This window comes from Kitasatospora sp. NPDC059577, assembly GCF_042735475.1.
In the GTDB taxonomy this organism is placed as follows: domain Bacteria; phylum Actinomycetota; class Actinomycetes; order Streptomycetales; family Streptomycetaceae; genus Kitasatospora.
In genome coordinates this window covers 2,682-14,072 of the sequence record NZ_JBHWBZ010000003.1, presented here as the reverse complement: position 1 = coordinate 14,072, position 11,391 = coordinate 2,682, and the positions used below count along the sequence as shown (strand labels likewise).

Annotated in this window: 11 protein-coding genes; 3 read left to right on the top strand and 8 right to left on the bottom strand. The window is 76.2% G+C overall.

The features are described from left to right. Window positions 1-87: 87 nt before the first annotated feature. A complete protein-coding gene (gene recN, locus ACFV0O_RS04095) occupies window positions 88-1,821 on the bottom strand; it encodes a DNA repair protein RecN (RefSeq protein WP_360261484.1) in 1,734 nt (577 codons plus the stop codon). Between the two features lie 88 nt (window positions 1,822-1,909). After that, window positions 1,910-2,656, bottom strand: coding sequence for a YitT family protein (locus ACFV0O_RS04090; RefSeq protein ID WP_380336057.1), 747 nt, complete (start codon window positions 2,654-2,656; stop codon window positions 1,910-1,912). A 127-nt stretch (window positions 2,657-2,783) separates the two neighbouring features. On the opposite strand from ACFV0O_RS04090, the gene ACFV0O_RS04085 reads away from it, so the two are divergent. After that, window positions 2,784-4,310 carry a PLP-dependent aminotransferase family protein gene (locus ACFV0O_RS04085; protein ID WP_380336054.1) on the top strand — a complete coding sequence of 509 codons (1,527 nt, stop codon included), beginning with the start codon at window positions 2,784-2,786 and terminating at the stop codon, window positions 4,308-4,310. Window positions 4,311-4,354: 44 nt separating this feature from the next. Here ACFV0O_RS04085 and ACFV0O_RS04080 read toward each other — a convergent pair whose 3' ends face one another. The 4 genes from ACFV0O_RS04080 to ACFV0O_RS04065 all read right to left on the bottom strand — a co-directional run bounded on the left by ACFV0O_RS04080 (window position 4,355) and on the right by ACFV0O_RS04065 (window position 7,335). Further along, on the bottom strand, window positions 4,355-5,260 hold the full coding sequence (locus ACFV0O_RS04080; RefSeq protein WP_360261458.1) for an NAD kinase: 906 nt from the start codon (window positions 5,258-5,260) through the stop codon (window positions 4,355-4,357). Between the two features lie 91 nt (window positions 5,261-5,351). Next, window positions 5,352-6,158, bottom strand: coding sequence for a TlyA family RNA methyltransferase (locus ACFV0O_RS04075; RefSeq protein ID WP_360261490.1), 807 nt, complete (start codon window positions 6,156-6,158; stop codon window positions 5,352-5,354). Between the two features lie 36 nt (window positions 6,159-6,194). Further along, window positions 6,195-6,428 carry a hypothetical protein gene (locus tag ACFV0O_RS04070; protein ID WP_380336053.1) on the bottom strand — a complete coding sequence of 78 codons (234 nt, stop codon included), beginning with the start codon at window positions 6,426-6,428 and terminating at the stop codon, window positions 6,195-6,197. Next, the gene (locus tag ACFV0O_RS04065) at window positions 6,412-7,335 is read right to left on the bottom strand and encodes a hypothetical protein (RefSeq protein WP_380336052.1); all 924 of its coding nucleotides are present in this window, start codon (window positions 7,333-7,335) and stop codon (window positions 6,412-6,414) included. The genes ACFV0O_RS04070 and ACFV0O_RS04065 overlap by 17 nt, the downstream gene beginning before the upstream one ends. Window positions 7,336-7,514: 179 nt before the next feature. On the opposite strand from ACFV0O_RS04065, the gene ACFV0O_RS04060 reads away from it, so the two are divergent. Beyond that, entirely contained in the window at window positions 7,515-7,862 is a 348-nt protein-coding gene (locus tag ACFV0O_RS04060; protein ID WP_380336049.1) for an SCP2 sterol-binding domain-containing protein, read from the top strand. A gap of 155 nt (window positions 7,863-8,017) precedes the next feature. On the opposite strand, the gene ACFV0O_RS04055 is transcribed toward ACFV0O_RS04060, so the two are convergent. Beyond that, complete coding sequence (locus tag ACFV0O_RS04055; protein ID WP_380336046.1) at window positions 8,018-9,055, bottom strand: HAD-IIA family hydrolase; 1,038 nt, start codon at window positions 9,053-9,055, stop codon at window positions 8,018-8,020. Between the two features lie 137 nt (window positions 9,056-9,192). Further along, window positions 9,193-9,810 (bottom strand): tetratricopeptide repeat protein, encoded by a 618-nt coding sequence (locus tag ACFV0O_RS04050; protein WP_380336043.1) that lies wholly within the window; start codon window positions 9,808-9,810, stop codon window positions 9,193-9,195. 92 nt (window positions 9,811-9,902) lie between these two features. Between ACFV0O_RS04050 and ACFV0O_RS04045 the strand changes: the two genes are divergently transcribed. Next, the gene (locus ACFV0O_RS04045; protein WP_380336040.1) at window positions 9,903-11,273 is read left to right on the top strand and encodes a DUF1015 family protein; all 1,371 of its coding nucleotides are present in this window, start codon (window positions 9,903-9,905) and stop codon (window positions 11,271-11,273) included. Window positions 11,274-11,391 lie beyond the last annotated feature (118 nt).

Sequence of the window (11,391 nt, the reverse complement as noted above, 5' to 3'; positions counted from 1 at the left end):
GCCCCGGGGGCGGGGGGGGGGGCCCGGGGGGGGGGGCGGGGCGGGGGGGCGGGGCGGGGGCGGGGGGGGGGCCCCCCCCGCCGCCGGCTACCGGTGGCGCGGGGCCCGGGCGGCGGCCAGCAGCTCCTCGGCGTGGGCGCGGCCCAGCTCCGAGTCCTCCAGGCCGGCCAGCATCCGGGAGAGTTCGCGCACCCGCTCCTCGTCGTTCAGCACCTTGACACCACTGCGGGTCACGGTGCCGTCGTGGGTCTTCTCCACCACCAGGTGGCGGTCCGCGAACGCGGCGACCTGCGGGAGGTGGGTGACCACCACGACCTGGGCGGACTCGGCCAGTTTGGCGAGCCGGCGGCCGATCTCGACCGCGGCCTTGCCGCCGACGCCCGCGTCCACCTCGTCGAACAGGTACGTCGGGACGGGGTCCGCGCCCGCGAAGACCACCTCGACGGCGAGCATCACGCGGGACAGCTCACCGCCGGAGGCGCCCTTGGCGATCGGGCGGGGCTGCGCGCCCGGGTGCGGGGCGAGCAGCACCTCGACCTCGTCCACGCCGTGCGGGCCGTACGCGACGGTGCGGCCGCCGACCTCGATCCCGGCCAGGTCGTCGACCTGGCTGATCGAGAAGGTCACCCGGGCGTGCGGCATGGCCAGTTCGGCGAGTTCGGCGGAGACGGCCCCGGCGAACCGGCCGGCCGCGGCCTGCCGGGCGTCCGACACCTCGGCGGCCAACTCGGCCAGTTCGGCGCGCAGCTCGGTCTCGCGGGCGCCGAGTTCGTCGATCCGGTCGTCGTCGCCGTCGAGTTCGGTGAGCCGTACGGCGCCGTCCTCGGCCCAGGCGATCACCTCGGCGAGGGTGTTCTCCTCGCCGCCGTACTTGCGCAGCAGCTGGGCCAGCACGGCCCGGCGGTCCTCGACGGCGGCCAGGCGCACCGGGTCGGCGTCCAGGTCGTCGGCGTAGCCGGCCAGGTCGCCGGCCACGTCGGCGAGCAGGTAGCCGACCTCGTTGAGGCGGTCGGCGAGGGCGGCCAGGCGCTCGTCGTGGTGGCGCACGGCGTCCAGGGCGCGGCGGGACTGCGCGAGCAGGGTGCCCGCGTCCAGGGCCTCCGGGTCGGCCGGGTCCCCGGCCAGCGCGGCGTGCGCGAGGGTCGCGGCGGAGGACAGCGCGTCGGCGTGGCCGAGCCGCTCGGCCTCGGCGGCGAGTTCGACGTCCTCGCCGGCCACCGGCTCGGCGGCGGCGATCTCGTCCAGGCCGAAGCGCAGCAGGTCGGCCTCCTGGGCGCGCTCGCGGGCCCGGGTGGTCAGTTCCTCCAGGGTCGCGGAGACCTCGCGCAGGGTGCGGTAGGTCTCCCGGTAGCGGGCCAGCGGCTCGGCCACCGCCTCGCCCGCGTACCGGTCCAGCGCGCCGCGCTGGCGGGCCGGGCGCAGCAGCCGTTGCTGGTCGGTCTGGCCGTGCACGGCGATCAGGTCCTCGCCGAGTTCGGCGAGCAGCCCGACCGGCACGGCCCGTCCGCCGACGTACGCCCGGGAGCGGCCCTCGGCGGAGACGGTCCGGCTGATCAGCAGGGCCCCGTCGTCCAGTTCGGCCCCGGCCTCGACGGCCCGGGCCGCCACCGGGGAGTCGGCGGGCAGCTCCAGCCGGCCCTCGACGACGGCGCGTCCGGTGCCGTTGCGCACCAGGCCAGGGTCGGCGCGCCCGCCGAGCAGCAGGCCGAGGCTGGTGACGACCATGGTCTTGCCTGCGCCGGTCTCACCGGTCACGGCGGTGAACCCGGGGGCGAGTTCCACCACCGCGTCGTCGATGACCCCAAGATCCCGTATCCGCATCTCGTCCAACACGGAGACGACCTTACGAGGTTCCGCCCCCGGCGCGCGACGAGCGACAACGGCGCGCGGCAACTCCGTGCCTCGAAGTTCATTCCTTCCGGGGGTTTCGCGCAGGTTCCGGCGCGGTGCACCAGGGCAGGAAGACCTGCACCAGCGGCCCGATGGCCAGCGCGTACGCGACCGTGCCGACCCCGGCGGTGCCGCCCAGCACGAGGCCGACGGCCAGGACGGTCAGTTCGATGCCGGTGCGGATCAGCCGCAACGAGCGGCCGGTGCGCCGGTGCAGGCCGGTCATCAGACCGTCGCGCGGGCCGGGGCCGAGGCGGGCGCCGATGTAGAGGCCACTGGCCAAACCGTTGAGCACGATCGCGGCGGCCATCACGGCGATCCGGGCGGGCAGCGCCTCGAAGCCGCCGACGATCCGCAGTGTGAGGTCCATGGCCGCGCCGATCACCAGCACGTTCGCGACCGTGCCCAGCCCCGGTCGCTGGCGCAGCGGTATCCACAGCAGCAGCACCAGGGCGCCGCAGACGGTCACCCAGGCGCCGACCGAGAGGCCGATGCTGCGTTGCAGGCCCTGGTGCAGGACGTCCCAGGGGTCGAGGCCGAGGCCGGAGCGGAGCATCAGCGCCATGCTCGTGCCGTACAGGGTCAGTCCGACGAACAGCTGCGGGATCCGGCGGCCCAGGCCGTGGGTGTCGCCGAGGAAGCGGACCGCGACGGAGGGGGCTCCGGCGGCGGGGGTTCCCGCACCGGTTGTGGAGGCGGCCGCCGCCGGTGCGGACTCCGGCGGGATCCGGGTGGTCGTGGTCGTGGTCGTGGTCGTGGTGGCCATGGTGCTCCTGCGGTGGTGCTGCACCCCGGTCGGCCCGGAGGTGGCGGCCGGTACGGCCGCCCTGTCATGATGGCCAGGCCAATACGACCCGTTCCAGGGCCAATTCCGAGCAAGTGGACTGATCGCCATGGCCGACTGGCACACCACCGTCACCCCGCCCGCGCTGGCCCGACTGCTCACCACCGCCCGGCTGCCCGGGCCCGCCGGAGCCCGCCGCCCCGCGTACCGCACCCTGGCCGGGCAGATCCGGCAGCTGGTCACCGAGGGCCGGCTGCCGGTCGGCGCCCGGCTGCCCGCCGAACGCGAGCTGGCCACCACCCTGGAGCTGAGCCGCACCACCGTCGCCACCGCGTACGAGACCCTGCGCGGGGACGGCTACCTGCGCAGTCGGCGCGGCGCGGGCAGCTGGACCGCCCTGCCCGAGGGCGCCCCTCCGCCCGGCGACGCCCTGCACCCCGTCCCGCCGGACGAGCAGGGCCACACCCTGGACCTCGGCGTCGCCGCCCTGCCCGCCCCGCAGCCCTGGCTGGGCACCGCCGCCGCCCGGGCGGTCGAACAGCTGCCGTACTACGCCTCCGGCCACGGCCACTACCCCACCGGCGTCCCGGCGCTGCGCGAGGCCGTCGCCCGCCGCTACACCGAGCGCGGGCTGCCCACCACCCCCGACCAGGTCCTGATCACCACCGGCGCGATGGGCGCCCTGCACCTGGTCCAGCGGGTGCTGGTCGGCCGCGGCGACCGGGTCGCCGTCGAGGCGCCCAGCTACGCGCACACCCTGCAGGCGCTGCGCCTGTGCGGCGCACGCCTGGTCCCGGTGCCGTACGCCCACCGCCCCGGACCTCAGGGCGCGTCCGCGCCCCCTCGGCCCGTCTGGGACCGGGACGAGTGGCAGCGGGTGCTGCGCGGCGCCGCGCCCAAGGTCGCCTACGTGATCCCGGACTTCCACAACCCGACCGGCGCACTGATCGACGAGGAGCAGCGCCGCGAGCTGCTGGCCGCCGCCCGGGCCGCCGGGAGCGTCGTGCTGGTCGACGAGACCACCGCCGAACTCGGCTGGGGCGTACCGGAGTCCGAGCCGCTGCCGCGCCCGGTGGCGGCGCTGGACCGGGCCGCGCAGGTGGTCACCGTCGGCTCGGCCGGCAAACTGCTCTGGGGCGGCCTGCGGATCGGCTGGGTCCGGGCCGCACCCGCACTGGTGCGCCGACTGGCCGGCGAGCGCGTCTACAGCGACGTCGGCACCCCGGTGCTGGACCAGCTGATCGCCGCCGAACTGCTGGGCGAGCCGCTGCCCGCCGTACGGGCGCACCAGCTGGACCGGCTGCGCGCCACCGCCCGCGCCTTCGCCACCGCACTGCCCGGGCACCTGCCCGGCTGGAGCTTCCCGATGCCGCCCGGCGGGCTGGCGCTCTGGGTCTCCACCGACGGCCTGTCCGGCGCGGCCCTGTCGGCGGTCGGGGAGCGCGACGGGGTGCGGATCGCCTCGGGCAACCGCTTCGGCTCGGACGGCGCGTTCGAGCACCACGTCCGGATACCGCTCACCGTGCCCGCCCCGGCCGTCCCGGCCGCCGTCGAGCGCCTCGCCGCGGTGGCCGCCCGCGCGGCGGCCGGCGGCCGGCTCGGCTCGGGCGACGAGGCCCAGCCGCTGGCGGTCTGACACCGCCCCGGCGGCCGGGCCGCTCCACCCCGGACAGGGCCGGGCTAGTGGTGGTCCGCCCGGCCGCGCCAACCCGTCACCGGCAGCGCGAACTTGGCCACCAGCCGGTCGGTGAACGGCGCCCGGTGCAGTCTGGCCAGCCGCACCGGGGTCCGTCCCCGGCGGACCTCCACCCGTGCCCCGGCGGGCAGTTCGACCGAGCGCCGCCCGTCGCACCAGAGCACGCCGTGCGGGGTCTTCGGCTGCACCTCGACGGCCAGCACCGACTCGGGCGAGGTCACCAGCGGGCGGGCGAACAGCGCGTGCGCCGAGATCGGCACCATCAGCAGCGCCTCGACCTCCGGCCACACCACCGGCCCGCCGCCGGAGAACGCGTACGCGGTGGACCCGGTCGGCGTCGCGCACACCACGCCGTCGCAACCGAAGTTGGAGACCGGGCGGCCGTCCACCTCGGTCACCACCTCCAGCATCCGCTCCCGGGCCGCCTTCTCGATCGAGGCCTCGTTCAACGCCCAGTCCTCGTGCACCACGTCGCCGTTGGTGCGGACGATGACGTCGATCGTCATCCGCTCCTCGACCTCGTAGTCGGCGTCGACCACCCGCTCGACCACCACCGCCAGGTCGTCCCGCTCGGCCTCGGCGAGGAAGCCCACCCGGCCCAGGTTGATCCCGAGCATCGGCAGTCCGTGCGAACGCGCCAGCTCGGCCCCGCGCAGCAGCGTCCCGTCCCCGCCGGCCACCAGGATCAGCTCGCAGCCGTCCGCCGCGCCGGGGCCCTCGGCCACCTTCTCGACGCCGTCCGGCAGGTCCAGATCGACCGCCTCGGTCTCCAGCAGTCTGATCCGGAGCCCGGCCTTCAGCAGCCCGTGCACCAGGCCCTCGACGCTGCGCAGCGCCGCCTCCCGGCCGGTGTGCGCGATCAGGAAGACCGTACGTGCTTCGTCGCTCATGCCGCTGCCCTCTCCCTAACGCCTGCCGGGCCGCCTTCGGCCCGGGTGCGCCCGCCATACAGCATGCCGGGCCGGACGTCCGCTGAGCACCCTATCGGGGCCCCTCCGCCACGGCCCGGTCCGCGTCCGCGGGGTCCAGCTGCGGGGCGTCCCGGCGCAGCCACAGGAAGTACTCCACGTTGCCGGACGGTCCCGGCAGCGGGCTCGCCGTGACGGCGCGCACGCCCAGCCCGAGCTCCCACGCCTGCCCGGCCACCTGGCACACCATCTCGGCGCGCAGCTGCGGGCTGCGCACCACCCCACCGCTGCCCAGCCGCTCCTTGCCGATCTCGAACTGCGGCTTGACCATCAGGACCAGGTCCGCGTCCTCGGCCGCGCAGGAGGCGAGCGCGGGGAGCACCAGACCCAGCGAGATGAACGACAGGTCGCCCACCACCAGGTCCACCAGGGTGCCGCCGATCAGCTCCGGGGTCAGCTCGCGCACGTTGGTGCGGTCCATCACGGTGACCCGCTCGTCGCTCTGCAGCGACCAGGCGAGCTGCCCGTACCCGACGTCCACCGCCAGCACGCCGGCCGCACCGGCGCGCAGCAGCACGTCGGTGAACCCGCCGGTCGACGCGCCCGCGTCCAGCGCCCGGCGGCCCTCGACCACCAGGCCCTGCGGCACGAAGGCGGCGAACGCCCCGGCCAGCTTGTGACCGCCGCGCGAGACGTAGTCGGGGTCGTTCTCGTCCTTGGCCACCACGACCGCCGCCGAGGTCTCCACCTGGGTGGCCGGCTTGGTCGCGGTGGTGCCGCCGACGGTCACCCGGCCGGCCGCGATCAGCTCGGACGCGTGCTCACGCGACCGGGCCAGCTTGCGGCGGACCAGCTCCGCGTCGAGTCGGCGTCGTGCCACTGCCACTGGTGTTTCAGCTCCTACGGGTCCTACGGATCATTCCTGGTCGAGCGCGGCCAGCGTGTCGGCGAGCCGCTGGTGAACATCTTCGTACACCGCGACGTGCTCCTCGGCGGGGACCCCGTCCAGGGCCTCCAGCCGGGCCAGTCCGGCGTCCACCGCGGGGTGTCCGGTGGGCAGCAGCCCGACCCCGAGCGGCCCCACCTGCGGGACCGCCCCGCCCGCCCCGCCCGGCTCGCCGGCACCGGCCGGTTCACTCGTCCCGGACATCGGGCTTCTTCGTGCTGGTGGCCTTGCGGACGGTGGTCCGCTTGGTCGCCGTGCGCTTCGCGGGCGCCTTCGGCGGCACTGCGGCCCGCTCGGCGGCGGCCCGCTCCGTGGCGGCGGTCTTCTTGACGGTCGTCGTCTTCTTGGCGGCGGCCTTCCGGGCCCCGGTCTTCCTGGCAGCGGGCTTCTCGGCGGCGGTCTTCTCAGTGGCGGGCTGCCCGGCCGCGGTCCGCTTCGCCGCTGCCCGCTCGACCGTGCTCTTCTTCGCGGCGGGCCGCCCGGCCCCGGGCGCCTTCCCCGCCGCCGGGGTCTTGCGCGCGGCGGCCTTCCGCGGTGCGGCCTTCGGCTCCCGGTCCTGCTCCTGGCCGTCCGGCGCGGCCGGGGAGGGCCGCGACACCGGCGGAACCGGCGGGTCGACCTCGACCGGCTCGTCGACCTCCACCCGCTCGGCGACTATCGGCTCGCCCACCGGCCGCCCCTGCGACCGCTCGTCCTCGTCCTCCCAGCCGCGCCCGAACAGGTCGTCCGCCCGCGGCGCCGGAGCCGGCTCCTCCGCGCCGTACCGGTCTCCGCCGGGCTTCGCCGCCGGAACCTCCTCCTCGACCTCGCGCAGCTTGCTCTCCAGGTACGCCAGCACCACGCCGACCTTGGTGACCTGGTCGCCGACCTTCTCGAAGACCTTCTCCGCCTCGTTGCGCGCCACCCCGACCGCCAGGTCGACCCCGGCCAGCCCGGCGGTGACCGCCTCCTCCGCCAGCGTCTGCAGCGTCTTCGCCGACGGCGGGAACTCCCCGCCCAGGCGGCGCTCGACCTCGGTGACGTCGATCCCCGCCCGCTCCAGGATCGAGGCCGCCGTCACGACGACCCGCTTGCCGACCTCCTCGGCCACCCCGGCCGCGGTCTCCACCACTCCCCGAACCGTCCTCGGCAGCATCCGGGTGCCTCCCAATCGCCTACGCGCGTCGCTCCGTCGCGCTCAGTACCCGGGCCGTTCCGGGCACCCCACGGACGACGCTACCGCCAAAACCCCGCTGAGGTACCGTGGCCCGCAGTCAGCACCGTAGCGACCGGGGGAGGGAGCCGCCGCCGATGGCGAACGCCGAGGAGTGCCGGGAGGCCCTGGAACAGCTCAGCCGGAACATGTCGAAGTCCACCGGCGACGTCCGCAAGGCCGCGGCCCTCGACCGCTCGCTCAGCTGCCGGATCACCGACCTCGACCTGACCTTCGCCGGACGGCTGCGCGACGGCCGGATCCAGGACGTGGTCACCACGCCCGGCCCGCCCGCCGCGAAGGCCGAGATCCGGCTCACCATGAGCAGCGACGACCTGGTCGCGCTGGTCGGCGGCCGGCTCAACTTCGCCTCCGCCTGGGCGAGCGGCCGGGTCCGGCTGGAGGCCGGCTTCCGCGACCTGCTGCGGCTGCGCACCCTGTTCTGAACCGGGCGGCCCGAACCCGACGGGCCGAAACCGTGCACCGATCCGGGACCGCCGAACCCGACCGGCCGAACCGGCCGGCCCGAACCGGATGGCCGAACCCGAGGGCCGGACCGCACGGCCGGACCGGGCCGCCGCCGGTCGGCGGCCCCCGGAACTCAGAAGCCCAGCTCGGCCAGCGCCTTCCGCCCGTCCACCGGTTCGCCGCCCGCGTCCAGGGCCGTCCAGGCCGCCGCGCACAGCGCGCGCAGCCCGTCCCAGCGGTCACCGGCCCCGGTCAGCCGCAGCGTGCCGCCCTCGACGGCCGCGACCCGGCCGCCGCAGGCGAAGCCGCCGTCCTCGGCCGTCACCGCCGCGTGCGGGACCAGCAGTCCGCGCAGGTCCGCCGCCAGGTAGGTCGGCCGGTGCTCGACCGGGGCGGCCAGCAGCAGCTCGGGAGTGGTCACCCCGGTGAAGACCAGCAGACTGTCCACCCCGCCGTTGAACGCGCCCTCGATGTCGGTGTCCAGCCGGTCGCCGACCACCAGCGGGCGCTTCGCGCCGGTGCGCAGCACGGTCTCCCGGTGCATCGGCGGCAGCGGCTTTCCCGCCACCTCCGGCTCCACCCCGGTCGCCGCCCGCACGGCCGCCACCAGGGTGCCGTTGCCCGGCGCGATGCCGCGCGCCCGGGGCACGGTGAGGTCGAGGTTGGACGCCACCCACGGCAGCCCGCTCTGCACGGCGTACGAGGCCTCCGCCAGGTCCGTCCACCCCACCGAGGGGTCGAAGCCCTGGACCACCGCGAGCGGCCCGTCGGCCAGCGAACGGACCGGAACCAGCCCCAGTTCGGCGAGCGCCTCCTCCAGCCCGAGACCGCCCACGACCAGGACCTTCGCCCCGGCCGGGACCTTCTCGGCGACCACCCGGGCGGCCGCCTGGGCGGAGTTGATCACGTCCGCCGGCTCGGCCGGCACGCCCAGCTCGGTCAGGTGCTCGGCCACCACCCGCGGCGGGCGGGAGGCGTTGTTGGTGACGTAGGCGAGCCGCATCCCGGCGGTCCGGGCGGCGTCCAGCGCGCCCGCGGCGTGCTCGATCGCGTGCGCGCCCGCGTAGACCACCCCGTCCAGGTCCAGCAGAGCCGTGTCGTAGGCCTCGGTGAGCGGACGCTCGCTGCCGCCGGGGGCGGTCCGTCGCACGGGGGTGGCCGTCTCGGTCATGGCTGCGCTACCTCATTCAATGCGTCGTCGGTCACGTCGTTCGTCGTCCCACCTGGTCGCCGCACCGCGCCGTGCGGCGACGCGCCCGCCGGGCGGACACCGTCCGTGGGCCGCCCGTCCCGGTGGGCACCGGCCGGTCAGGCGTCGCCGTCGACGCCGTCCGGTCCTGCCCCGGCCGGGCCCTCGGCGCCGGGCGGCGGCGCCAGGTACCCGGGTGCCCCGGGCAGCAGCAGGCCGTACGCGCCGGCACGGGCCGCCAGCGTCGCCCGGGTCTGCCGAAGCGCCGCCCGGTAGTGGTCGGTCTCCGGCCGCATCGCCACGGCGAGCGCCAGGTGTTCGGCGGAGGTCTCGAAGTCGCCCAGCCGGGCCGCCGCGACCCCCCACCCGAACTGAGCGTAGTCGTCCGCCGGGTCGGCCAGCGCCACCGCCCGGAAGTTCTCCAGCGCCGCCGCGTACGAACCCGCGTCGAACTGGGCCCGGGCCAGCGTCTCCCGGATGCTGCGCGAGTGCGGCTCCGCCTCCACCGCCCGGCTCAGCAGCTGCTCGGCCGCCGCCGGATGCCCCTGCGCGAGCAGCCGCGCACCCCGGCGGAACCAGTCGTAGACGTCCCCGGCCGGCTCGCCTGACCTGCTCTGCGACGGCACCCCGCCGCCCGGGCCGTCGCCGTCGGACGGGGCGCCCCCGCCGATGGCACCGGCCGGCCCGCCCGACCCGGCCGGGCCACCGCCGTCCACCCGTTCCTGCCCGTCGTCCATGCCGTACCTCGCCCTCGGTCGCGCACCCGCCCCACAGGTCGACGCGGGTATTCCGATCTCTCAACAACGCGTACCCGGTTACGATGCCCAGAATGAGCACACCCAGTGCAGAAGACGGAGTCGAGACTCCCGAGGGCGGCCCCGGTGACCCCGGGCACGTCGCCACCGCCGGCCTGTCCCTGTCCCCCTTCCGCGGCCTGCGCTACGTCCCCGACCGGGTCGGCGCCCTGGCCGCGGTGATGTCCCCGCCGTACGACGTCGTCGACCCGGGCCGCCGGCTCGACCTGGAGACCGCCGACCCGCACAACGTGGTCCGGCTGATCCTGCCCAGGCCCGAGCCCGAGGACGCCGGCGACCGCCCCGACCGCGACACCCGGTACCGGCACGCCGCGCGGCTGCTCGCAGCCTGGCAGCGCGAAGGCACCCTCGCCGCCGACCCGGACCCCGCGATCTACGTCTACGAGCAGCGGGTGCCCGCCACCGCCGACTCCCCCGAACTGCTCCAGCGCGGCCTGATCGGTGCCCTCGCGGTGAGCGGTCGCGAGGCCGGCGTCGTCCTCCCCCACGAGGACGTGATGCCCCGGCCGGTCGCCGACCGGGTCGGCCTGATGCGCACCACCCGGGCCAACCTCGAACCGCTGCTGCTCACCTACCGCGGCGACGGCGGCGCCTCCGGCGTGATCGAGCGGACCGTCGAGGGCGAACCGCTGCTCTCCACCGCCACCAGCGACGGCACCCACCACCGCCTGTGGGCCGTCACCGATCCGGCCGACCTCGCCGAGATCAGCCGCGACCTCGCCACCTGCCGGGCGCTGATCGCCGACGGCCACCACCGCTGGGAGATGTACCTGCGCCTCCAGCGCGAGCACCGCCACCTGCCGCGCAGCCCCTGGGACCGCGGTCTGGTGCTCCTCGTGGACACCGCCCGCTACCCCCTGCGGGTCCGCGCCATCCACCGCGTGCTCTACCGGCTGCCGGTCGCCGAGGCGCTGGAGAAGCTCGGCGACCAGTGGAAGGTCAAGGAGGTCCCCGGTCCGCTGCCCGCCGCGCTCCAGGCACTCGCCGAGCAGAAGCGGCACGGCGGCAACGGCTTCGTGCTGACCGGCGGCGACGGCGTCTACTGGCTGGTCGGCGAACCCGACGAGGCCCTGCTGGACGCCACCGTGCCGCACGACCGGCCCGAGGAGTGGCGCCACCTGGACGCCACCGTCCTGCACGCCACCCTGCTCGACCGCACCTGGCACGTCCCCGACGGCCCGGACGACATCGGCTACCTGCACACCGCCGTGGCCGCCGAACGGGAAGCCGCCCGCTCCGACGGCACGGCCGTCCTCCTCCACCCGGTCCGGGAGAGCGTGGTGCGGCGGCTGGCCGAACAGGGCGTCACCATGCCCCGCAAGTCGACCTCCTTCGGGCCCAAGCCGGCCACCGGGCTGGTGCTGCGCAACCTCGCGCTGGGTTGACCCGCGGCCGGGCCGGCGCCGCGCACCGCCGGCCCCCGGCCCGGGCCCGGAACGGGCGGGTGGGAGAGCGCGGGGCGCGGGTCCCACCGCGCCGGCGAGCTGCCGAGCGGGGGGCGTG

Coding starts and splice junctions, on each gene's coding strand:
- recN (WP_360261484.1), bottom strand. CDS start 1,821: ATGCGGATACGGGATCTTGGGGTCATCGACGACGCGGTGGTGGAACTC.
- ACFV0O_RS04090 (WP_380336057.1), bottom strand. CDS start 2,656: ATGGCCACCACGACCACGACCACGACCACGACCACCCGGATCCCGCCG.
- ACFV0O_RS04085 (WP_380336054.1), top strand. CDS start 2,784: ATGGCCGACTGGCACACCACCGTCACCCCGCCCGCGCTGGCCCGACTG.
- ACFV0O_RS04080 (WP_360261458.1), bottom strand. CDS start 5,260: ATGAGCGACGAAGCACGTACGGTCTTCCTGATCGCGCACACCGGCCGG.
- ACFV0O_RS04070 (WP_380336053.1), bottom strand. CDS start 6,428: ATGTCCGGGACGAGTGAACCGGCCGGTGCCGGCGAGCCGGGCGGGGCG.
- ACFV0O_RS04060 (WP_380336049.1), top strand. CDS start 7,515: ATGGCGAACGCCGAGGAGTGCCGGGAGGCCCTGGAACAGCTCAGCCGG.
- ACFV0O_RS04055 (WP_380336046.1), bottom strand. CDS start 9,055: ATGACCGAGACGGCCACCCCCGTGCGACGGACCGCCCCCGGCGGCAGC.
- ACFV0O_RS04050 (WP_380336043.1), bottom strand. CDS start 9,810: ATGGACGACGGGCAGGAACGGGTGGACGGCGGTGGCCCGGCCGGGTCG.
- ACFV0O_RS04045 (WP_380336040.1), top strand. CDS start 9,903: ATGAGCACACCCAGTGCAGAAGACGGAGTCGAGACTCCCGAGGGCGGC.